The organism is Paenibacillus wynnii (genome assembly GCF_030812855.1).
Taxonomy (GTDB): domain Bacteria; phylum Bacillota; class Bacilli; order Paenibacillales; family Paenibacillaceae; genus Paenibacillus_AQ; species Paenibacillus_AQ wynnii_A.
Genome location: NZ_JAUSTK010000007.1, coordinates 111238 through 133501, shown reverse-complemented (window position 1 = coordinate 133501; position 22264 = coordinate 111238). Strand labels below are relative to the sequence as shown.

At 45.2% G+C, this 22264-nt stretch carries 19 protein-coding genes and 3 pseudogenes; 16 read left to right on the top strand and 6 right to left on the bottom strand.

All coding sequences use genetic code 11. The annotated features are described in order from the left end of the window. Positions 1-397: 397 nt before the first annotated feature. From J2T20_RS09640 to J2T20_RS09615, 6 genes and pseudogenes are all read left to right on the top strand, one after another. Entirely contained in the window at positions 398-1438 is a 1041-nt protein-coding gene (locus J2T20_RS09640) for a zinc-dependent alcohol dehydrogenase (protein WP_307587795.1), read from the top strand. A gap of 36 nt (positions 1439-1474) precedes the next feature. Continuing rightward, positions 1475-3415 carry an alpha-amylase gene (locus J2T20_RS09635; RefSeq protein WP_307587794.1) on the top strand — a complete coding sequence of 647 codons (1941 nt, stop codon included), beginning with the start codon at positions 1475-1477 and terminating at the stop codon, positions 3413-3415. A 15-nt stretch (positions 3416-3430) separates the two neighbouring features. After that, entirely contained in the window at positions 3431-4567 is a 1137-nt protein-coding gene (locus J2T20_RS09630) for a sugar ABC transporter substrate-binding protein (RefSeq protein ID WP_307587792.1), read from the top strand. A 21-nt stretch (positions 4568-4588) separates the two neighbouring features. Then, positions 4589-5248 carry a RibD family protein gene (locus J2T20_RS09625; protein WP_307587790.1) on the top strand — a complete coding sequence of 220 codons (660 nt, stop codon included), beginning with the start codon at positions 4589-4591 and terminating at the stop codon, positions 5246-5248. Positions 5249-5323: 75 nt separating this feature from the next. Further along, positions 5324-6688 carry an MATE family efflux transporter gene (locus tag J2T20_RS09620; protein ID WP_307587788.1) on the top strand — a complete coding sequence of 455 codons (1365 nt, stop codon included), beginning with the start codon at positions 5324-5326 and terminating at the stop codon, positions 6686-6688. 288 nt (positions 6689-6976) lie between these two features. Further along, positions 6977-7258, top strand: a pseudogene (locus tag J2T20_RS09615) (PLP-dependent aminotransferase family protein); the annotation flags it as partial. Here the strand turns inward: J2T20_RS09615 and J2T20_RS09610 are convergent. After that, positions 7258-7485, bottom strand: a pseudogene (locus J2T20_RS09610) (GntR family transcriptional regulator); the annotation flags it as partial. The pseudogenes J2T20_RS09615 and J2T20_RS09610 sit on opposite strands and share 1 nt — an antisense overlap. A 129-nt stretch (positions 7486-7614) precedes the next feature. Between J2T20_RS09610 and J2T20_RS09605 the strand changes: the two are divergent. The 5 genes from J2T20_RS09605 (at position 7615) to J2T20_RS09585 (ending at position 10196) form a co-directional block, all read left to right on the top strand. Next, complete coding sequence (locus tag J2T20_RS09605; RefSeq protein ID WP_307587786.1) at positions 7615-7947, top strand: hypothetical protein; 333 nt, start codon at positions 7615-7617, stop codon at positions 7945-7947. Between the two features lie 58 nt (positions 7948-8005). Beyond that, positions 8006-8215 (top strand): hypothetical protein, encoded by a 210-nt coding sequence (locus J2T20_RS09600; protein WP_307587784.1) that lies wholly within the window; start codon positions 8006-8008, stop codon positions 8213-8215. Between the two features lie 115 nt (positions 8216-8330). Continuing rightward, on the top strand, positions 8331-9185 hold the full coding sequence (locus J2T20_RS09595) for an ABC transporter ATP-binding protein (RefSeq protein ID WP_307587782.1): 855 nt from the start codon (positions 8331-8333) through the stop codon (positions 9183-9185). Further along, positions 9178-9834: an ABC-2 transporter permease gene (locus J2T20_RS09590; protein ID WP_307587780.1), complete on the top strand. Its 657-nt coding sequence runs from the start codon at positions 9178-9180 to the stop codon at positions 9832-9834. The genes J2T20_RS09595 and J2T20_RS09590 overlap by 8 nt, the downstream gene beginning before the upstream one ends. Next, on the top strand, positions 9831-10196 hold the full coding sequence (locus J2T20_RS09585; RefSeq protein WP_307587778.1) for a GntR family transcriptional regulator: 366 nt from the start codon (positions 9831-9833) through the stop codon (positions 10194-10196). Before J2T20_RS09590 ends, J2T20_RS09585 begins: the two co-directional genes overlap by 4 nt. A gap of 338 nt (positions 10197-10534) precedes the next feature. Here J2T20_RS09585 and J2T20_RS09580 read toward each other — a convergent pair whose 3' ends face one another. Both J2T20_RS09580 and J2T20_RS09575 read right to left on the bottom strand, forming a co-directional pair. Next, positions 10535-11959 (bottom strand): sensor histidine kinase, encoded by a 1425-nt coding sequence (locus J2T20_RS09580; RefSeq protein WP_307587776.1) that lies wholly within the window; start codon positions 11957-11959, stop codon positions 10535-10537. Beyond that, positions 11956-12672 carry a response regulator transcription factor gene (locus J2T20_RS09575; RefSeq protein WP_307587775.1) on the bottom strand — a complete coding sequence of 239 codons (717 nt, stop codon included), beginning with the start codon at positions 12670-12672 and terminating at the stop codon, positions 11956-11958. Before J2T20_RS09575 ends, J2T20_RS09580 begins: the two co-directional genes overlap by 4 nt. 160 nt (positions 12673-12832) lie before the next feature. On the opposite strand from J2T20_RS09575, the gene J2T20_RS09570 reads away from it, so the two are divergent. The 5 genes and pseudogenes from J2T20_RS09570 to J2T20_RS09550 all read left to right on the top strand — a co-directional run. After that, complete coding sequence (locus J2T20_RS09570; RefSeq protein ID WP_307587773.1) at positions 12833-14302, top strand: alpha/beta hydrolase family protein; 1470 nt, start codon at positions 12833-12835, stop codon at positions 14300-14302. Between the two features lie 323 nt (positions 14303-14625). Continuing rightward, positions 14626-16194 carry a M20/M25/M40 family metallo-hydrolase gene (locus J2T20_RS09565; protein ID WP_307587771.1) on the top strand — a complete coding sequence of 523 codons (1569 nt, stop codon included), beginning with the start codon at positions 14626-14628 and terminating at the stop codon, positions 16192-16194. A 611-nt stretch (positions 16195-16805) separates the two neighbouring features. Then, positions 16806-18617: a serine hydrolase domain-containing protein gene (locus tag J2T20_RS09560; RefSeq protein WP_307587770.1), complete on the top strand. Its 1812-nt coding sequence runs from the start codon at positions 16806-16808 to the stop codon at positions 18615-18617. A gap of 40 nt (positions 18618-18657) precedes the next feature. Next, positions 18658-18987, top strand: a complete 330-nt coding sequence (locus J2T20_RS09555; RefSeq protein ID WP_307587769.1) for a hypothetical protein — start codon at positions 18658-18660, stop codon at positions 18985-18987. Positions 18988-19099: 112 nt separating this feature from the next. Further along, positions 19100-19231, top strand: a pseudogene (locus tag J2T20_RS09550) (dipicolinate synthase subunit A); the annotation flags it as partial. 462 nt (positions 19232-19693) lie between these two features. On the opposite strand, the gene J2T20_RS09545 reads toward J2T20_RS09550, so the two are convergent. The 3 genes from J2T20_RS09545 to J2T20_RS09535 form a co-directional block, all read right to left on the bottom strand. Further along, a complete protein-coding gene (locus J2T20_RS09545) occupies positions 19694-19873 on the bottom strand; it encodes a hypothetical protein (RefSeq protein ID WP_307587768.1) in 180 nt (59 codons plus the stop codon). A 680-nt stretch (positions 19874-20553) separates the two neighbouring features. Next, positions 20554-21420 carry a DUF6454 family protein gene (locus tag J2T20_RS09540; protein ID WP_307587767.1) on the bottom strand — a complete coding sequence of 289 codons (867 nt, stop codon included), beginning with the start codon at positions 21418-21420 and terminating at the stop codon, positions 20554-20556. 32 nt (positions 21421-21452) lie between these two features. Further along, the gene (locus J2T20_RS09535) at positions 21453-22262 is read right to left on the bottom strand and encodes an inositol monophosphatase family protein (RefSeq protein WP_307587766.1); all 810 of its coding nucleotides are present in this window, start codon (positions 22260-22262) and stop codon (positions 21453-21455) included. Positions 22263-22264: the final 2 nt, after the last annotated feature.

Sequence of the window (22264 nt, the reverse complement as noted above, 5' to 3'; positions counted from 1 at the left end):
AAGAATGATTAAAAACGGTACAGTTGATCTAAGGGGAAACCTGATAACCGAGGATTTTGGGAATGGATACGTTTGATTATTACCAATTGACGAGAATAAAAAATTAAAATAACAAAATAATCATTAAGAGCCCTATTGATCGATTTACTTCGATGGGGCTTTTACGCATTGTATTCTCTATAAAAGCGAATGGGAATATCGTTGTCTAACCAATTAAATGACCTAGTAAAGGTAGTGCGAGTATGAAATTTGTATAATTTAAAGCGCTTACTTACAAAGTGTTTATAAAAAATGTGAGTATTAACATTTTTCGACAACAATCACCTTACTTTTACATGGTAGTTATGATATATTATGGGCGAATATGGATAACGCAGAAAATGAAAGGGGAATGCGTATGGAAGCGCTGGTGTGGACATCAAATCATAAGCTGGAGCTCTGCGAATGGGAAGAGCCGCAGATTGCAGCACCGGATGAAGTCAAGATCCGGATTGAGATGACAGGTGTATGTGGAACAGATTTAGCAGTCATAACTGGGAAAGAGGAGGGGGTTCCAGGGGTCATTCGCGGTCATGAGGCTGTAGGGACCGTAATCGAAATCGGCAGCAACGTTGACCGTGTTAAGGTAGGCGACCGCGTAGTTATCGATCCGAATCAAAGCTGCGATGAATGCTATTTTTGCTTGAAGAGACAGCCGCACCTCTGTACGGGCACCGATGGAAATGGGATGCCTATTGCGGGTTTGAATCGAAATGGGACATTCACTTTTTTTTACTCTACCGCGCAAACGTTTGCGCACCGTCTTCCCGACCATATGAGCTGGGAGACGGGGGTTTTGATCGAGCCGCTTGCCTGTGTACTGCATAATTTCAAAGAGGCTAACGTTTCAGCAGAGGATAAGGTGCTCATTCTTGGATCGGGTCCGATGGGATTGTTATGTCAAATTGTGAGCAAATCCAAGTCGGCGCTTACCGTTGCGACGGAAATTAATCCTTATCGGTTGGCTTTTGCCAGAGAAATTTCAGATTTTGCTCTGACACCATCTCAATTAAATCAAGCTACCGTAGACGAGATCTGCTCGGGAAATAAGTTTGATCTGATTATCGACACGGTGGGCACTCAGCTCGAAATGGCGGAGAAATGGATTGAGCGTGGAGGTCGCATCGTTCCTTTTGGTATTAATGCGAAATATCGGTACACCTTTTCTCCTACCAAATTCGTACAGCATGCAATCAAAATTATTGCAGCAGGCGAATACCGCTACATGTTCGAGGAGGCTTTACGGTTTGCCGCTGAAACATCTGAACTCGAGAAACTCGTGACCAGAAAAGTTAAGCTCAATCAGTACGAAGTAGCGATAAACGAGTTGATCGGCTATGAATTGAACTCTTTGAAGGTGGTTGGGAGTGAAACCGTAAAGACGGTTTTTGTTCCCTAAACGAGAACTACAATCAACGAGAGGTGGCGTCTGCTAATGAGCAAAGACAGTAAATTTAGACTTGTTCAAGAGTACTTGTCTACACACAAAGATGAAGACGTAGAGCCAATTTGGATACCTGCTGTGTGGAACGAGTGCCAATATGAGCATGTTCTCTTAGAAAAAGAGGGTGAAATTTGTGTACATCCGTATGATTTTTTGACGGATCATTTGAAGTATGTGGACAGGCTTTCGTGGAGGTATCTGCTCAAGGAACGCACGAATCTGGACGACAGCGCGATCTATTCCTCGCTTATTCGCTATTCAACGGCCTGGGATTACAACCATGACGGAAAAATTGAATCGGGTACTTTTTTGAGATTCTTTATTCTTCTGCCCCTGCTAAAAAAAATGGGCATCAATATTCTGTACATGCTTCCAGTTAACCAGTACAGCAAGTTGAATCTGAAGGGGGATATCGGATCACCTTACGCGGTGCAATCGTTATTCCACTTGGACCAGAACTTGCACGATAGCCTGTTGGACGGCATGGAGGAGTTCACGATCCACGATGAGCTCAGCGCTTTGGTAGAAGCTTGTCATTTGCTTGATATTAAGACTGTTGTCGATTTCATTCCTCGCGTAACGGCGAAAAACAGTGCGCTCATTACCGAACACCCTGATTGGGTGTATTGGATCAAAATTGAGGAACTGGAAGGATTTGCACCGCCCTCGATTCCCGAGCTTGGATTTTTTGAGGAGTGTACGCCTGACAAATTGGAGAAGGTTTACAGCAGTCAGGAGACTGCAGCGTTTCTGCGGAAGTTTTCACCGCCTCCCAATGAAATTCATCCGATCCTTTGGCAGCAGTTGAAGGAGAAGGCTGCTAAAACGGGGGGAGAACTATTAACTTTGGTGGAGCAAGAGATGGGGATAACGACTGCTCCAGCGCATTCGGATTGGATTAATGATGTGCAACCGATTTGGACAGACATTACGTTCTTGCGCCTCTATAAAGATTTCTCTCCGCAGGTGAGACATCTCATAAGCCCGGATCAGGCGCCATATGTCCTTTTTGATACGATTAAATGCAATGACTACCCAGGAAAAGAGCCGAATTTGGAGTTGTGGGACGTTCTGGAGCAGGCAGTACGGTTCAATCTCGAAAGGTACGGGATTGATGGCTTCCGCATCGACATCGGACATGTGCTTCCTATTCCATTGTTGACTCGTATTTTTGACACGATTAAAGAGATGAATCCGAATGCGATCTTGATCAGCGAAGACTTGTTCAACCGCAACCACAAGAAGGCAGCGAGCGCCGGCTATAACATTATGCTTGGCAGCGGATGGAACGTCATGACGCAGATTACTAAGGAGAATCTAGTTTCATTCTTAGAGGAGCTGCCTGAGTTGGATATTCATGTGTTTGCCTGTGCAGAAACGGGCGATACTCCCCGGATCATGAGCCGTGGCGGTGTTGAGTTGGCCCGTATGATCGCGGTATTCAATCAATTTCTTCCGAACGCAATTCCATACGTGACGACGGGCTATGAAATGAATGAAGAGCAGCCCCTCAACTGCGGTCTTGGAGACAACACGAACGGAGAGGAGGTTTCCCGAGCTTTTTTTAACGTCATGCAAATTAATTGGACCAATCCTGCACCGATGCTGCCGCTGCTGGCGGAGCTAAGTGAATTCAAGAAAGATTGGCGCCACCTAGTGAAGCCGGAAAACTTTTTCGTGGCTCAATCCCCGGAAGGTACTGTTCTATACGGGTATATGAAAGGGGATAAGACGATGCTGTGCTGCTTTAACTTGAGTGCTGATGCTTTCTGCCAAATCGATTTGAAGGCAGCCGTACCTGGCCGATGCCCAATGACCGTAACACTGGATAGTTCCTTAACGGGTAGCAGCGTAGGTCAGGCGTTCGACTGCTTGCTGCTTGCGCCTAATCAGGCTCTAGTGCTCGTAAACAATCATAGACAATTTAGTTAAGGGAGAGAGGCTGCGATGGAAAAGAACAACAAGGAAATCGTGCTATGGCATGAGTTTGACGGTCCGGGAGATACCTCGATTGAAGTGCTGGAGGGAATTTGCAAGCTGTATACGGAGCGCTTCAACGTACAAATTACGCCACAAGTGATGAACATATCGGAACTGACTGCGCGCTTGAACGAAATTAAAGATACCCATCAAGGTCCGCATCTGGCGATGGTTCCTGCCGATATGTCCTCCTATGTCGAGAATGGTCTTTACTCCGAAGTTCCGGGCGGGTTGTTTGAAGATGTGCTGACTGAAGAGGTCCTTTCAACGATGCAAATGGATGGTGTTCAGTATGGTATCCCGGTCTTGCGAGGCAATCATCTGGTTGTATATTACAATCCGGAGATTTACGCCAGTGCACCGACGACATGGGACGTGTTTGAAGAGGCAGCAGAGAGGCTGTCCGCTCAAGGTATCGTACCCATTGGGGCGGATTTACAGCAGGGCTATTGGTTTATGTCGTTCCTTACAGCTTTCGGCGGTTGGCCTGTACAGAATGGAAAGTCGAATATCGTCAGCCCTGAAATGAAGCAGGCGCTTGAGTTCATCCGCGATAAGATGGATCAAGGCGTGCTCGTCAGTCTCGACGGTTCCACAGGACTGCTAGAGCAGTTCATTGACGGTAAGATCGGCGCTATTATTTGTGGCGAGTGGATTTATAACCATCTGGACAAGCATATGAACAATAGGCTTGCGGTTTGCCAGCTTCCGGTCATAGAAGGCCAGCAATCGCTATCCATGTCTTCTTCCATCGGCCTGATCTACCCGAATCTTTCATTAACCACGGAGGAGCGGGAAGATATCTTGTCATTCACGCGTTTTATGCTGAGTGACGAATGCCAAACCATGTGGACGCTGGGCGTGCAGCGAATTCCGGCTCAGGAGAAGGTGCTAAGCCGCCTGGCTGCCTCTGCTGCGCCTAACAAAAGAATGATTTTGTCGCTTTTGGACCACACACGGCCGATGCCGACTTACCCCCTCATGATCCATGTATGGGAGGCGCTAAATGCGGGTCTGATCGAGTTGCCCTTGAGCAATCCCGAACAAGCCTTGAAAAAAATGGAACAGACCATCCAAGCATCTTGGGGCGCATTTAAAAGCTGATAAGATAAGGGGAGAAGAGAAATGAAAACAACGATATTCAGCCAAATTTCGATTGACGGAAAGCTCACTATGGGAGCCGGTAATTCGAGTAAAGAGCTTTTTTCTTTGTTTTCCAGTGAGGATATGGAATTCATCCATCTATTCCGGGGGAAAGTGCAGGGTATTATGGTTGGTAAAAATACAATCCTGACCGACAATCCATTCCTTACTAATCGGTATGAGGAGAACAAAAATCCAATCCGTATCATACCGACGACCACCTTGGATATTCCGCTGGACTGCAATGTGCTTTCGGATCAGGGTAAGACGATTATTGTCACGACCGAGAAAGGACGGGATGAAGGTAAGATCAAGCAGATCCGGGAAAGAGGGAAGGAGTGCCTCATCTGCGGAGAGGATAAAGTCGATTTTGTGGAGCTTGAACGTCAGTTGGAGGAAAACTACGGGATTACCAGCCTGATAGTCGAAGGCGGCGGATTTTTGAACTGGCATATTTTCAATCAGGATATCGTCGATGAAATTATTCTGATGCAGCTCCCGATCATCATAGGCGGCTCCACGAACATTACTTTAGTGGATGGAGAGGGGTATCAGCAATTGAGCTTTGCGAAAAAGTTCAAGGTTGTAGAAATTCAGCCAAAAGATAATTACACGCTCATGCGCTACAAAAAGGTGATATGACCTCACACTAAGTCATAGACTGCGAATGGCTATGGGTTCTAGAAAAATCGAGAATATGGGGGTTGTGAACGATACATGTCAGAAAAAGAAGATTTCTACAAAAGTGTGTATAAAATCGCTGTGCCCGTTACGCTTCAAAGCTTGCTGATGGCGTTGCTCAATTTGACGGATCAATTGATGATCGGGCAGCTTGGAGATGTGGCAATTGCCTCGGTGGGGATGTCCACCAAAATATACGGGATCATCGCGGTTGTCTTGGCCGGTTTATCGACGGGTGTATCCATTTATGCTGCCCAGTTTTGGGGGAACAAAGATTCCAAAAGCGTCTCCCAAGTGCTGGGTCTCGGACTGATCGTCGGCTTCGCGTTCTCGTTCCTGTTCTCTGCGGCTGTCTTCATCGATTCCCCGCTCTTTTTGAGCCTGTTCACTACAGACGTGAATGTAATAGATGATGGGTACATTTTCCTTCAGATAATGTCGATTGGCTTTGTGCCTGTCATGCTCACGATGATGTATTCCGCGATTTTGCGCAGTACTGGCCATGCCAAATGGCCGATGTATGTAAGTTTAATTGCAGTTGGTTTGAATATTATACTGAATTACGTGCTTATTTACGGCCATTTCGGCGCTCCTGCGCTTGGTCTGAAGGGCGCGGCCATTGCTACCCTTATTTCTAGGGTCTTCGAATGCTTGTTGATCATTGGTGCCGTGTACCGATATCGTTTACCAGGAGCTGTCGGGTTAAAGAACTTGTTCATCGTTCCTAAACCGCTCATTCGCAAGTTTTTTGGAACGACCTATCCGCTGCTACTGACTGAATTGATCTGGGTATTGGGCGAGACGGCATATGCGATCATTTATAGCCGTATGGGGACGACGGAAATGACCTCGATGACCATTACCTTCCCACTGCAGGGTCTTTGCATCGGCTTATTATCGGGTCTGGCTAGTGCAGCAGGGGTAATGGTTGGCAACCGTTTGGGTGCGAACGAAACTGATATCGCACTCGATCACGCGAAAAAGTTCATTCGCCTTGGCATCATTATCTCTTTGATTGTCGGGGTTATCATTGCGGCAGGCTCGAAGCTGTATGTCTCTGCGTTCAATATCTCCGAGGATGCTAAACAAATGAGCATGTATATCGTTATCGTGTTTGCTGGATTTCTTTGGGTCAAAGTATCCAATATGATTATAGCTGGCGGAATTCTAAACAGTGGGGGAGACAGTAAGTTCGTGTTCAGCATGGAATCGACCGCAACGTGGCTGATAGGTGTCCCATCCGGGCTGCTGCTGTCATACATCTGGAAGCAGCCTGTCTACCTTGTGTATCTCGTAATCTCCCTGGAGGAGGTTGTCCGCTTTGGCTTCGGATACGCCCGGATTTACTCACGCAAGTGGATGAGAAATTTAGTTAGCGATTTGGCTGAAAAGGCGATGTAACATACGACCTGATTGGATCGATGTGGAGTATTAACCTTCCCCTAAATTGGACATCTCTTCACTTAATAATGCAAAAAGCACTGCCTCAAGGTAGTGCTTTTTGCATTGATTTTTAAATATTCAGTTGTTTACTGCCAAGTATCCAACCATTACGTTTCAAGCACCAGCTGCGTCTTTGCTGGCGAACGGCAATATGAAGTTACGGGTAATCTAGGGGGGGCTGGATGATTATTACCCCTTGTATTTGAGTTCCTCTGAAAATTCAGTAAATCTTTAAACGATCTTTAGATTCTGTTGACCTCAGGAGCTCAGCATAGTATTGACTTAATCGCACAGTCACTTTTAGCTGATGGGGACACTGTCTCAGTAGAAGATCCAGGTTTCCCAGCTGCTTGGATGGCGATGGAATATTGCCGTATGAATGTGGTACCCGTTCCCGTTGATGAGTATGGTCTAGTGGTTGAGCATATTCACCCGCAATCCAAACGGGTCTTTGCCACCCCTTCACACCAGTGCGCAGTAGGGGGCGTTATGTTGGAGCCCCGCCGGCAACAATTGCTACATAAGGCCGTAACTCGCGTTCCTCCTCGGCGAGAGGTAACCGTATAACCTCGACTTAGCAATTCCTCGTAGACGATCTGTATAGTTGAGCGGGAGACACCTACGATGTGAGCAAGTTCGCGAGTAGGAATCAGTAATTCTCCTGGCGCCCAGACTCCGCTAGTAATATTATAAATTGCTTGATCAAGCAATTGCTGCCAGATCGGTCTCTTATCATTACGAATTACTTTCATCATCGTTCACACCTCCAAATAGAAGCTCCAATCATAAAATGGAATCTTGTCGTTGCCGCACTCTAGAAGACTAACGGAGTTAAGACAATTGGAGTGGAATGAATATCTTATGAGTAAAAGGAGAGATTCGATATGAATTCGGTTCGTTACAAGATCAGGGAATGCCAGGATCAAGAGAAGATTGAAAGGTTTCTTCACCAAGCGAGATTGGGTTATCTTGGGTTGGTTGAATATTTCAAAGAAAGGGCCATCCCACAAAGGATGGCCCTAAAACTTGCCGTTACAGACAGCGCGGTGAACCGTATCACAAGTAGGGGCAAGTTTTTTGAAGGAAAACTCGTAGGAGCCTGTATTTGCATCACGTGGACTATAGCAGCAGCCATACTACTTCCCGACTTATGCCATTTTATTCGGAGTCATCCTGCTGTCGGCACCGTTCAGCGTAATATTAGGGCGCTTACTTGATAACCGTTTTTTTCGGTTTAGAGCGAAGATTTCGTTTGGCCTGTATATTTCGCACTATTTGTTCATTACGTTAATCCAAAAGTACGGCATCAAGGATTATCACTATTCGGGTATCAGGGATGTGTGGCGCTGGCTCGGCATCAGTATCCGTCGTCGTAATTTCGTATTCGGCGGCGGCTGTCCCTTATTATGTCATAGAGCAGCCGTTCATCCATTGGTCGAAAGGCAAGCCTTTCTTCCGGTGGAAGCGGAAGGAAGCATCGGTTAATGCCTCATAAGTCAGCTCTTATGCTGTACTGCGTTGTTGTACCAATTGACTTTTGTCGAAGCCTTGTGATACATTGTGTATACACGGAATACACAATTTATTGGGGAGGTATGGTATGCTGGCACTAGATATTAGAAATTTAAATAAAAAATATCCGCACTTTCAGATCAAAGATGTATCTTTTCAATTGGAGAAGGGCTACATTATGGGGTTCATCGGGGCCAATGGCGCCGGAAAAACGACCACGATAAAATCGATCTTGAACATGGTTCAAGTCGATAGCGGCGAGATATACATTCTTGGCAAGAACATCGCTGATCACGAAATTGAATTGAAGCAGGAAATCGGATGCGCATTCGGTGATATCGACTTCTATACACGCAGCAAGATCAAGACGCTGACCGATATTACAAAGAAGTTCTATAAGAATTGGAATGATGAAACTTACTACAATTATCTTAAGAGATTCAAGCTGGATGAGAACAAAAAAATAGCGGAGCTGTCTAGAGGAATGAAGGTAAAGTACAGCTTGGCCCTTGCTTTATCGCATGGCGCAAAGCTGCTCATCCTGGATGAACCGACCAGCGGACTCGATCCTGTCTCAAGAGACGATCTGCTCGATATCTTTCAGGAGCTCATCATTGGCGGCGAGATTAGCATTCTTTTCTCTACTCATATTACCTCCGACTTAGAAAGATGTGCGGACTATATAACCTTCATTGAACACGGTCAAATCATTGCCAGCTCCGAGAAAAACGAATTAAAGGAGTCCTACCGTTTACTCAGCGGCAGCGAAGCCCAATTAAACGAAGTGAGGGAACATTTGATTTCTTATAAAATCAACTCTTTCGGCTTTACCGGACTGATTCATGCCAAAGACATCGATCCATCTTCCAGCCTGAGGGCAACCACGCCAAGCCTAGATGAAATCATGATCTACTTCGCGAAAAAGGAGGATGTATATGTATAATTTGGTCATGAAGGATTTAAAATTAGGCGTAAACCCCTGGTTCTTCGTATTACCCTTAATTATGGGGGGCTTAATGCTTATTCCCGGTTGGGTCTACTTTATCGTACCGCTATATTTCTGCTTCATAACGATACCGAATATGTTTGGCGGATTTAAAAGCCAGAATGATTTGATGTTTAGTACGATGATGCCCGTGACCAAAACAGACATCGTGAAGTCCAGGATAACCGTTGTTGTCATTCTTGAACTTATTCATCTTCTCGCTGCCATGATCTTCAGCATATTTACGTTTCGCTTGTACCCTCATCTGACTTACATCTTCTATCCACCGCATATGGGTTTTTGGGGATTATGTTTCATCATGCTGGCGATCTTCAACATCATATTTATATCCATGTATTACAAGACGGCATATAAGTATGGAGCGGCAACCACCGCATCTACTACAGCCGCTATCCTTTTTGCCGGAGTGGCCCAATGGGCCGGAATCCAAAGTCCTTGGGTAAACGACATTTTTTATGGCTCAGGGACGGATAATACTGCACTGCAGCTATCCATTCTGATCGCAGGTATCGTAATTTTTATAGCATTCACCTTAATTGCCTATCGGATTGCCGTAAAGAGATTCATGAAAGTGGAGATATTATGATTGTAACGATTTCAAACACATCCGAGAAACCGATTTATCAGCAGCTGTACGAACAGATTAGCGCACAAATCCTGAAGGGCGAGCTGGAAAGCGGCTATTGTCTACCGCCCATCCGGCAGGCCGCCCTGGAACTGCATGTTAGTGTCATCACCGTTAAGAAAGCTTGGGAGGAACTTGAGCGGAGCGGTTTGATCAATACGGTAACAGGTAAAGGATGTTTTGTAGCCGAATTCTCGCCCGATGAGATGCTGCGGATACGCAATGAGACGGTCCTGAAGCAAATGGAGAGCGACACAGCCTACTACAAATCCTTTGGCCTCACCCTTGATGAAGTGATTGGGCTGCTGAACAAGATTTATTAACGTGCAGGATTTCATTCACCAGCTAGGATTGAATACAACAAACTTGGTTTGACATTTAACTTGCCGCTCTGAAAACGGGTGGAACTGTCGTCGGAATTGAAGTGAGAATCGAGCTTTGTATCGAGGCATTAGAATAGATTAGCAATCCTAAAGGCCAGCCTTTTATCGGGTTGGTCCTTATACAAAACTTGCCGTTACAGACAGCGGGGTGAACCGTACCATAAGTAAGGCGAATTTCTTATACGTTCTCCTTAGAAACGTTCTTATACGGCTTTGATAGCTATGGGGTTTTTGTTTACGAAGCTATATGGTCTTTTTCTGCTTGTTGGAATATTTTATCATGTTATGTGTTCTCCTAGTCCATTAATCTTTTGAAAAATCATGCGGAACGCGGTTTGGCCATCCCTTGTATCGAGCTGCAGCTCGCCATTGTGTTTCTCCATCACATGTTTGGCAATGGCTAAGCCCAATCCTGTGCCGCCGTCGCTTGTTCGGGCCTGATCGCCCCGTGTAAATGGATCAAATATGATCTCATTCATAGTATCGGGAATACCGGGTCCGTTATCGATAACATTTAGTTGAATATTCGACTCCGTTTCTAACAATTGAATCAGGACTTCGCTTCGTGCAGGGCAATACTTAAGCGCGTTGGCCAATAAATTGGAAAAAGCGCGGTACAGCATTTTCGCATTAAAACGGATTCGGATTTCACTTGACGGAATTTGGACTTGAAGGAAGAGTTGTTTTTCCTCGAATTGATCATAGAATTGGGTGGCGATTTCTCTGACAAATTCAGCAACATCTGCGAGCTCGGTTTCAAGGATGTAGTCCGGACTGTCCAGTTTGGCCAATTCAAATATATCGTCGATCAATGCGGTAAGGAGGTTCGATTTGTTTAAAATATAGTCCAAGTATTTCTGTCTTTGTCCTTCATCGTCGACAATTCCCAGCTGTAAAGCTTTGGCATAGCCCTGAATGGTTGTAATTGGTGTTTTGAGATCATGCGAAATCTCAACGAGCATACGCTGTTTGCTTTCTTCCAGCATTCGTTTCTCTGCTTCATATTGTTCTAACTGTTCCGCCATATTGTTGAAAGTATCCTGAATTTGCGCCAACTCATAATCGGCCTTGAACGCAAGTCTTGTCCGAAAACGACCGTTCGCCATGTTTTGCATGCCGCTTGCAATGGCCTCTAGTGGGTTTGTAATTTTGAGGGCGGTCCATCGACTGTATATGTAGACATTAAGGCCGAATAATCCCAGAAAAAGAGCAACAGTCGAAATAACCAGCATAATAAAGGTCCGCATTAAGGCGGCGGGCGTTTTATGAAATTCGATTTCGTTTGTGATATAACCTTGCGGGATATGAACAAGACAGCGGTATATCCGTCCTTCATCCGTTTGGAAGGGAGCCATAGAAACGTATTCGGTTGCACCTGAATGTTCATTAAAGAGAGAAATGAGCTCAGCTTGGGTATATGAAGTACGATGACCGGCAGGGTTTCCTTTGGTGTAAACGACGAACAGATTTTCATCGAGAATCTCGATCCATCCTCCAAATGCTTCGATAACTTCGAATGGGATTTGTGTATAGTCCTTACGGACAATCTCATTTGCTTTTACTTTCAAGATCGTAGGTTCTGCCAGTCGGGATTGGATCTGACTATTAAAAATAGGGAAAATGAAGCATAGCATAATCCCCAAGGTAATCGAAAATAACATATAATTTTTGATCAAGGAAGTAAATATTTTGTTTTTCTTCATATTGAAGCGACTCTCTTTGCAAATTTATACCCCAACCCGCGGATTGTCTGTAAGTAGACGGGCTGCCTTGGATCATCCTCGATTTTTTCTCGCAATCTGCTGATATGCACCATTATCGTATTATCATCGTTCATATAAGGCTGCGACCAAACATTCTCGAAAATTTGTTTTTTGGTGAAAATTCGACCAGGTGCTTCCATAAATAACTTTAACAGCAAGTATTCTGTCGAGCTTAAAGCTATGGATATTCCCCGCTTCTGCAGTTCGCAGGAATGGTGATCGAGAACCAAGTCGCCCAAGCTGGTTTGTTGATTCGATTTTGGATCTGAGGTAATAGGGGGAGTAAATTCATAGGATCGCCGCAGCTGAGCCTGAATACGTGCAACGACCTCTAATGGATTAAACGGCTTGGCGACGAAATCGTCTGCGCCGAGCCCAAGCCCCAAAATTTTGTCAGAATCTTGATTTTTGGCGGATAAAATAATAACAGGCAGCTTATATTTCTCACGTATCTTTTTAAGCAGCTGATAACCGTCAAGTTGCGGCATCATTATGTCAATAACCGCTAGGTCAATTGTGTTTTTCTCCATTTGCTGCCAAGCTTCAGCCCCGTTAAAGGCCTCGATGATCTCAATCTGTTCCCGCTCCAGAAAAATTCTCAACAATTCAACAATTTCCGGTTCATCGTCAACAATTAATATAGTTTTGGACACAAGTAGCCTGCCTCCCCCTACGGATTTCGTATTAATAAGATTCCATTCTGGTTTAGATAATCCTGCTGTGTAAGGTTAATTTAAGGTAAATGAAAGGTGAGAGAAAGAGTGGTAAGTTATGATAATTATGAGGAAATGAACCAAACAAAGGGGAATGTCTATGCGAATACTGGAATTATTGGCTTATTTGACGAATGTAGGCTTGCTCTTGTGGATTGTCTTTAAACCCGATTGGCTTACAAAACGGTACATGGTTGTAAGCTTAGCCTTCTCTACGTTACTTACTTTGTTGCAGCCTCTGGTGGAAGGATATCGTTGGCAGATGGTAACAACCTATCTATTGACACTTTTTTTATGGGGAATTGCAGTTAAAGGTAGAGCGAAAGCCCAAAATGCAAAGGAAAGGAAATACCAAAGAAGTGGATGGAAAAAGACCTTGTTGGGGCTGTTAGCTGTAATTTATGCGTTGATCGCAGGCATGCTGCCGGTATTTATGCCAGTATTTTCTTTTGAATCCCTGACTGGATCCTATGCGGTAGGCACGGTATCTTATCATTGGATTGATCCGAAGCGGGGAGAAGCCTATTCCGACAATCCGAAGGATCATCGAGAATTGATGGTGCAGGTTTGGTATCCGTCACCTGAGGGGGAACAAGGGGAGAAGAATAGTTACGTACCGTATCTCCCGCAGTTCAGCCAAGAAATTAGCAAACAATTTGGAATACCGGCTTTTCTATTCGACTATTTGCATCTGGTAAAAACGCATTCCACGGTGCAATCGAAGCTATCGGAAGCAGCCACTAAATACCCGATTGTCTTATTTTCGCCTGGTTTAGGAGGAACGCGATTTCAAAATATGTTTCAAGTGGAAGAGCTTGCTAGTCATGGGTACATTGTGGTGGGTATGGAGCATCCGTACCACACCGTTGCTACTGTATTTCCCGATGGGCATACGACTGGATTTCGCAAGATGAATTTAATGGACTTATCGGCATCGGACAAAATGACAAGTGAGATCATGGTGAAAGATATTCAGTTTGTGCTCGATCAAATCGAAAGCTTGAATCGGGATGACTCTACGGGACGGTTCAAAGGGAGGTTCGATCTGGATCGAATCGGAATCATGGGTCATTCCATTGGCGGCGCCGCTGCAGCCCAAATGTTGCTGCTTGACCCGCGTGTAAAAGCGGGAATCAATATGGACGGCACGTTCTTCGGCGAGCCTATTCCCGAATCGGGATTTAAAAAGCCATTTATGCTTATGAACTCTGAATTACCCGCTGCAACAGAAACGGAGAAACAGCCCCCGCAGGAGATGTTGGATAAATTCGGATTGACATTAGAGGGCTTCAACAGCATAACCAAGGATTTTGTGGCACGAAAACAAAACTCGCTCGCCGATGGTGGATACCAATTAACGATTCGACATACCCAACACTTCAGTTATTCTGACTTTTATATGTATTCACCACTTCTGCAATGGATGGAAGGAATAAGTCCGAAGCACGAGCACCAAATCATTAATGCCTATACAGTCGCGTTCTTTGACCAATTTTTACAGAATAAGCCGTCTTCCTTGCTCAATGGAATTTCTCAACCCTATCCAGAGGCGCTTTTGGAACATAAGTAAACTTCCTATACATTCAAGGATAAAGGAAGGTGTGGAATAGTTGTAGAATAGATTTGCAATTTAAAGGATGTAAGTGTATATAAAGTAACTCTGATATAGACTTGCTTTTAGAAAAATTTTAATCAAATTCTATTGTATGGAGCAGGTCTTTTTGGAAATCAATAACGATTTTTAATTGAAATTTGCCTCTTGAGTAAGACTAAGACCAGGATTCTAAAAACTAGGGGGATGGGGATATTCAAAAGCATACGACGAATTATTGTTATCAAAAGGTTGCTGTCATTCTCTATGTAGTGGTCATTATTTCACTCATATTGGCTAATATGCGGGCCACAACGTCCGTCGAAGTCGTATCGAAAGAGGATACCTCAGAGAAGTTTTCTGCAGAACGAGTGTATGATCATCTGAAGAGAATTGCACAGCAACCAAGACCAGCAGGCTCGGCTTACCATGACCAGGCAAAGGGATACATCTCTGATACCATTAGGGAGATGGACATCCCGGTCGCTATTGAACGATCCACAGTCATTTATGACAAGAAGGAATTGCCAATTCACAATATTGTTGCCACATTGGAAGGTACGCAACCGGGTAAACCGGTGATTGTGATGTCGCACTATGACTCTGTGCCTGAGGGACCGGGAGCGAATGACGACGGGGCGAATGTCTCCGTGATGCTGGAAATGATGCGAATATTGAAACAAGAGAAGCCTATGAGGAATACGATAGTGTTCCTGTTCACGGACGGGGAGGAATTGGGGCTCTATGGCGCAAAGGATTACCTAAAGAAGCATCCCCCCGAACAGATCGGTTTCGTCATGAATCTGGAAGCCCGCGGTTACAAAGGGCCCGTCATCCTCTTTCAGACAAGCGGACCGAACGGTCGTGCCATTCAACTATTTAACGACCATGTGGCCAATCCATACGCATTTTCTTTCATGAATGATATATACCGCTATTTGCCTAATGATTCGGATCTTTCCCCGTTCAAGAAAGCAGGCGTATACGGGGTGAATTTCGCATATGTGGAGGGGGCCAAAGTTTACCATAGCAAGGAAGACGATCTGGAGCACATCTATTTGCCAACGGTTCAACACAGCGGACAAAATGCGTTATCGATGATGAAGGCGCTCGGTTCCATGGATTTGACGACTTTGGGGGATGAGGAAAATCATGTTTTCTTTAACGTATTTGGTTACCATCTTGTAGTTTTCCCTGAATCATGGAACGCTCTTCTAACAGTCATCGCATTGCTTCTCGTTACTACGGCTATTCTGTATGGATGGAGGAAAGGGGATATCGTGCTTCGTAGGAGCAGCCGATGGGTAATTTTTGCGCTAGCTGCCATCCTACTGCTGTTCCTTTACGGAAACTTATTTTCCTTGGTTTACTCCATCTATGAATTCAAAGGGTTTTCTTCGGTGTTTCTTATTGCTTCGACGATAGTTATCATCCTTTGTATTCTGATCTACTGGATTCTGCGTAAGTTAAATGTCTTCACTCGATTAAAGAAACTGATCCAGGGGTTGTCCGTCATAGATATCATCATTGGAGCTATGCTTATCATGGCGGTACTGGCCGTCTGGACCATGTTCAGCATGCCGGGAAGTCATTATTTGGTTGCAATTCCGTTGATGGTTAGCTCATTCAGCTTGTTGGGATTTATGTTGATGCGCCGGTTTATGACAGCATGCATGATCTTGTCTTTGATCGCAGCCGTACCGTTAACGCTGATTCTGTATCCTATCTTGCGGTTGTTATTTATTGGCTTCGGAATTGCAGGCCTTCATTACTTGTTCATTCTCCTTTTGCTGTACGTTCCTTTGATTCTACCGGCTACGTTGTACATAAAGTCCGAGGATATGGGGGCAAATGTCCAGAGGAGGCTCTGAAGCTAAAAAGGCTCGTTGCATCCACCAGTAAATTTCGCCTTGCGAGGGTGCGGTGAACCGTATTCTAAGTGACGGCTAGTTGTTTTGGGGTGATCTCGCAGGGTACTTGGAAAGCTCGATGGTATGGATCAGGAACAGGACAAACTCACAATGAAAGTTTCGTTATAGGGCTCCTGCGTGCATTTTGAGGTCAAATGACAAGAGGATATCGATAGCGGGTAAGACCCTGTTCTGGAGAGAGCGATCGAGATTTTGAAGCCATAATGCTTGCAATCCCCCGACTTCAGTCGGGGTAAAATTATGGAAAAACCGTTCCCTCTCGGGTTTCTTTCAATCTTTCTTCTTCTACAATTAGCTTTAAGCGAACTAAGGAGGATGAAAACTTAGCAAGTCATTCGCTTAAACGTAATGAGTAAAATGATTCTGACTGCGTAATGCTGCTCACATTCATCATGGGGGGAACCGTCTTTGCGCAATCTCCATCATCCCCGTCTCAGATTGTCGGACAAACAGAAATTCCGGCCTCGCAGTCGATCCGGATCGTACCGTTTTCCGAATCGCTTCCGTTAATCGAAGAAATCATAAATATCATCTTTTAGGGAGGGCTTCTGTTGTTAAACAATCGGTTTCAATGGGTCCGACGGTCCTTATGGATCGTGTTGATCTGTACGTTATTTCCCGTTTCCGCTTTCGCGTCCGTTCCGGAAAAGCATGAATTGGAGACTTTCACCGACGTTTTTATGAAGCGCAGCATGCAGGAGCATCATGTGCCCGGCGCGGTCGTTTCCATTGTTAGAGACGGCCGGACTACATTTATCAAAGGGTACGGCTATGCGGATCTCGATCGACAGGTCCCCGCCGATCCTTACAAAACCGTCTTCCGCCTCGGATCGATCTCCAAGCTGATTACTGCTACGGCCGTCATGCAGCAATATGAAGCGGGTCGCCTGGATCTTCACGAAGATATCAAGCGATATATCCCGGACCTCAAGCTTTCTTACATCGATGGCAAGCCGATAACGGCGCATCATTTGCTGACGCATACGGCAGGTTTTTACGAATCGATTTTCGGGGTCGGCGGGGATCGGGAGAAGCAGTTGCCGCTGGCCGAAGCGATAAAGAACGGTCTGCCCGATCTTGTCCGCAAACCCGGCGAACAGATCGCTTACAGCAACCAAGGGTCGTCGTTGGCCGGTTATTTGGTCGAAAAGGTCACCAATCAGCCATATGAGAAAACGGTGGAAGACAGCATTTTCAAACCGCTTCATATGAATCACTCCAGCTTCCGGCTGCAGGAGTCCGATCCCTATCTGGCCAAAAATTATTCATATGCCAAGGATAATTATCGACTTCTGCCTTACTCATATATCCATCATGCGCCTGCCGGCGCTTTCAACTCGACCGCCGAAGACATGACCCGCTTCATGATCACCCACCTGCAGCAAGGACGATATGACGACACCCGCCTTTTCTCCGAACAAACGGCCGACCTGATGCATCGCACGCAATTCACTGTTAACCGGAAAATGCCGGGCATGGCTTACGGTTTCTTCGAACGTTATCAGAACGGTCTGCGGCTGATCGAACATGACGGAGGCATCGACGGATTTGTTTCGTACCTGTATCTGATCCCGACGGAAAAAACGGGCATTTTCATCTCTACTAATTCCGGCGGGGGAGGCAAGCTGACGGAACAATTTATAGGTGCGTATCTGGATCGGTTTTATCCCATGAAACAGACTTCTGCGCCTGTCGCGAACCCGACTCCTGTAAACGAACTGCGCAAAATGGAAGGGTACTACATCCCCAACCGCGCGCAACTCAAGGGGCCGATCAACTTCGGGCAAAATTTATCCGCCTCCAAATTGAAGGCGGTGGAAGACGGCATCGTCACCTTCCAAAACGATCGTTATGTGGAATCGGAGCCCTATCTTTTTCGAAAAGAAAATGCCCAAGATCTGCTTTATCTGGATGTGAAGAACGGCACCTTTACCTCCAGCTCCATCCCGACGATGGCATATGAGCACCAATCGGCACTCTATTACCCTTACTTCCATCTTGCCGTCTTACTTGGCTTGGCATTGATCTATCCTCTGCAAATTGTCGTTTCGGCTTTGAGATGGCTGATCGGTCTGATCCGAAGAAGGAGGGGCGCATTCGATTGGCTGAGCACCATCGTGTCCATGCTCTTTATCGTGTATTTTCTGTTTGTCGTTTCGATCGCGAATCTGTTGGTCAATGAAATACCATCATGGTCCTATCTGCTTCTCTATTTGCCGGTCCTCCTGCTGTTGGTCTTGCTTGCCCGATTGGGGATAAGTTTCGCGCTTAAACGGAACGTAACCGGACCTCAATTTGCTTATGCGGCGGCCACAGCGATCTTCGTCATTTATATGTACAATTGGGGTTTCTTTTCCCTCTAGCAGTTCATGATAGAGTGTCGCCGTTCAGCGTCCTTAGTCAATGGATCGAAAAGGAGAGAATCATAAGAGAAAAATAGGAATTTCTGTAGCGGCGTTAGTTGTTCTGGGAATTGCAGCAGTATTTATTCTTTTGCAAATCAATAAGGGAGCCCGTCCGAGCATAGAGGCTTCCAAGCGTGGACTATGGAAATCGGAAGCCTACGACTATATTATCGAAACGGATAATAAGGATGTCGTTCTTAACAATTATACGAAGGATAGCTTGCTTCCTTTCGCATACGGTCGAATGGACAAAGACGGCACCTATACATCGATAAAATTCATGGCAACCCCGCGATGTCGTTGGGTCATTTTCAGAATGGCGCGCTAACAGACGACATCGGATATGTCAAACACTTTACTAAAATAGATGAGCTGTCGAAGGTCAAAATCGATAAATTCACCAATGATCCGGTCCATAACTTTGAGGCGTTCTGGCAAATTTTGCTAGGGATGATGTGGCCATTTTCAATTCAATTCCTACAGCAGAAGGCGCCATGATGATGGCAGTTCAAAATACGGATTTTATAATTCACGGTTCTACTAATTTAGTACTTGGGCTTGAACCGCAAGGTTGCCTTTTATTTAAGAATGCTTGACCTTCACTTTGACCTTTTGAAATATCTAGACCAATGACTGGATTCATCCTATTCTCACCCTCTCTGATGATATGGTTGCCGGTAGTAACCCCTATGACATCTGCTTGCAGTTCCACAGCATCGCACGTGATAAGAGATCTAGGTCTCAACCAGCCAAAACATGGTTTCTACAAGTAGGGGGCGAACAGTTTTAGCGACGGGATGTGTTCCCAGGGACACGAACGTTCGACCCCGGCTACAGTTTATTACACCTACTTAATAAAAAGAGGTCAACCAGTAAAAACTGGCTAACCTCATAATACGACGGGATACGATAGCTCAATAAAATGTCAGTTAGCATGAATATAAGACAACAGCAAGCCGATACCGGCTCGCTGTTGTCTTAACTAGTTGTCTTTAATAAGCCTCATATTCAGAACTTTCTATATCCTCAATCTCCTAACGGTTCACATCAAACTCTGCTTCGACCTGATCGCTTGCCGACGGCAAATCCGTTCCTTTTTTCCAAACCAGGATGTTGTCTTCCCGTGTTCCGAAATACAATGCTGTAATCTCTTTGCCGTTACCATACTTCTCTTGATATACCTGGTTTTTCATTTCACCAATCAGAAAATTCATATTAAAGAGTCCAACATCCGCTTTTGACCCGCATGTTCTAATATCAATCCCAGATCCTGAGCGAAAGCTACCTAATGTTTTTATAATGGTATAGTAGGATTTAATCTACTGTGAGGGGATGCAAGCAGGCATGAACAAAACGGACCGTCTGTTAGCCATTGTGCTTGATCTGCAGCGCAAAGGGGTTCTAAGGGAGGAAAAAGCATACTTCATATAGTCAACGGGGAATCGGTGTTCACAGCTCATCTATCACGGTTTCCTTCCATGAATTCAGGGGCCCCATTATTTCGTTGACCTGAATTTTTCGTCGTTAGAGTGATACGGTGAACCGTATCACAAGTGAGGCGAAATTTTTGGCCTTAACCGCGCAAGGGACGTGGAAACTTGCCTCAGAGGGGGAGGGTGGGATGAGGCTACTCACGGGGAGATCACCGTTTAGGCGACCCGTCATCTAGTCATTTTAATCATCTTCACAATCACACTCAAGATGGCTATTCACCAAATGAGCCCCATTTTTTTATACTCGTTTTTTTCATATTCATTGAGCAAGGGATGGTGCGGAGACCGTATGGTCTGAAACCCCGCTTAACATGAAGGTATCGGCGCTACCCATAAGCATAAAAAGAAACAATTCAAAAAAATCGGCCACGTACTTGCTGGCCATGTGTCATACTGCAAGATTATATTTTATTATTCAAATTGCTTGTTTCATATATCAGCATAGACCCGTGATCGTCATCTGGTACAGCATAAAGCCGTATCTCTTGCCCAGCGTTCTCCACGAATACCGGATTACGGGTAATCACGTGTCCTTGCGGAGAATACTCAGTAATGGGTGCTTCATGAATCGTATCCAACGTTTTCATGTCTATCAGGGCTAATCCACCCAACTCGTACGGTTTAGAATTGTGGCCTGCAGGATTGGGCAGCTCAGAGATACCGCTCAAAATCATTTTTCCCTGGCCTACATAATGACCGTCTTGATAATCCACAAAGTGACTCGAGTTTTCTTTAACAAGCAGCAGCAGCCCCTTTTGGTTCCATTCATAGAACTTACGTGAACCCCAGCTGTTACCGATTAGCTTTCCATTTTGATTGTCACGGACCAATCCTCCGATATGATCATGGACTCGAAACGATTCTTCTGCTTTCATAGTCTTCGGATCAACTTTGTAAACAATAGATTGGCTGTTGGGTCTGTATTCGGCGACAGGTACCCAAATATTATTACCATCGAAATCAATGCCGCCTGGATGATAGATGTCCCCTTCACCCAAGAGCATATCATTCAAAAGATTCCCCTGTATATCAAAGACAAACAGGTGACCGATTCCCTTTCCAGGAGTACGATCATAACCATGCTGGGGTTGGTCATCTTTAACTGGCTTTTCGATAAGTTCAACCGAGGACATATAAAAGAGGTCCCCGATTCGAACCATTCCTTGTGAGTGGTAGTTGTTGAATTGTAAATCAATCTTATCTTTTTGCTCCCATTTCGTGTTGCGTGTAAGATTTTGGAACTGAGCGATGAGTTTCTGGTTATCCATATGTGCTTGTCCTTTCACAGTTAGACTGGGGTTTATTGTATCCCGGATAGAAATTCAGAATGAATATTTCCGTTCGAAGCAACCAGTGTGTCATGATGAAGTTGATAAGCATTACCGTGATGATCGGTTACTTGACCTCCTGCTTCACGAACAATCAACACACCCGCTGCCGTATCCCATGGATGCAGCCCATTATGCCAAAATCCGGTCAGCCTCCCCATGGCGACCCAGCATAGATCGAGACTGGCTGCTCCGTTCATGCGTAGATTGCGGCAGGTTCCCGCCAGCTTATCCATCTGATGCAAAACATTGGAATTAGGTCCCCACTCTTCCGCTTGAAAGCCTGCGGCAAGCAAAGCTTCGCTCAATTGCTTTTCTTTTCCCGCCTGGATAGGTTCACCATTGCGGAAAGCTCCAAAATGTTTTCTGGCGTGGAACAATTCGTTTGTCAACGGGTTATAAACTACACCGATGATTGGCTCCCGATCCCTAACAATGCCTATTGATACGGCAAAATGTGGAATCCCATGGATGAAATTTGTCGTTCCGTCGATCGGATCAATAATCCAACCGAGACCGGATCCCTTTTTAAGCAAGGTCTCATAAGAATTCAGCTTACCGTTATCTTCTTCCGACAAAATCCAATGTTCGCTGTAATCTTGTAAAATGTTATTCCGCAAAAATGTTTCGCTGAGCAGATCAACTTCCGTTACTAAATCTGAGCCGTTCTTTTTCTCTTGAATGTCTCCTAAGTTGCCCACTCGCCTGCGAATGAGATCCCCAGCTTGTTTGGCATACGCTATGGCTGACTGTAGTAAGGTTTCTTCATTTGCATGATTCATTA

Bases quoted from the DNA above. Each gene is read 5' to 3' on its own strand.
- J2T20_RS09640 (WP_307587795.1), top strand. From the start codon at position 398: ATGGAAGCGCTGGTGTGGACATCAAATCATAAGCTGGAGCTCTGCGAA.
- J2T20_RS09635 (WP_307587794.1), top strand. From the start codon at position 1,475: ATGAGCAAAGACAGTAAATTTAGACTTGTTCAAGAGTACTTGTCTACA.
- J2T20_RS09630 (WP_307587792.1), top strand. From the start codon at position 3,431: ATGGAAAAGAACAACAAGGAAATCGTGCTATGGCATGAGTTTGACGGT.
- J2T20_RS09625 (WP_307587790.1), top strand. From the start codon at position 4,589: ATGAAAACAACGATATTCAGCCAAATTTCGATTGACGGAAAGCTCACT.
- J2T20_RS09620 (WP_307587788.1), top strand. From the start codon at position 5,324: ATGTCAGAAAAAGAAGATTTCTACAAAAGTGTGTATAAAATCGCTGTG.
- J2T20_RS09605 (WP_307587786.1), top strand. From the start codon at position 7,615: ATGAATTCGGTTCGTTACAAGATCAGGGAATGCCAGGATCAAGAGAAG.
- J2T20_RS09595 (WP_307587782.1), top strand. From the start codon at position 8,331: ATGCTGGCACTAGATATTAGAAATTTAAATAAAAAATATCCGCACTTT.
- J2T20_RS09590 (WP_307587780.1), top strand. From the start codon at position 9,178: ATGTATAATTTGGTCATGAAGGATTTAAAATTAGGCGTAAACCCCTGG.
- J2T20_RS09585 (WP_307587778.1), top strand. From the start codon at position 9,831: ATGATTGTAACGATTTCAAACACATCCGAGAAACCGATTTATCAGCAG.
- J2T20_RS09580 (WP_307587776.1), bottom strand. From the start codon at position 11,959: ATGAAGAAAAACAAAATATTTACTTCCTTGATCAAAAATTATATGTTA.
- J2T20_RS09570 (WP_307587773.1), top strand. From the start codon at position 12,833: ATGCGAATACTGGAATTATTGGCTTATTTGACGAATGTAGGCTTGCTC.
- J2T20_RS09565 (WP_307587771.1), top strand. From the start codon at position 14,626: ATGCGGGCCACAACGTCCGTCGAAGTCGTATCGAAAGAGGATACCTCA.
- J2T20_RS09555 (WP_307587769.1), top strand. From the start codon at position 18,658: ATGGATCGAAAAGGAGAGAATCATAAGAGAAAAATAGGAATTTCTGTA.
- J2T20_RS09545 (WP_307587768.1), bottom strand. From the start codon at position 19,873: ATGAATTTTCTGATTGGTGAAATGAAAAACCAGGTATATCAAGAGAAG.
- J2T20_RS09540 (WP_307587767.1), bottom strand. From the start codon at position 21,420: ATGGATAACCAGAAACTCATCGCTCAGTTCCAAAATCTTACACGCAAC.
- J2T20_RS09535 (WP_307587766.1), bottom strand. From the start codon at position 22,262: ATGAATCATGCAAATGAAGAAACCTTACTACAGTCAGCCATAGCGTAT.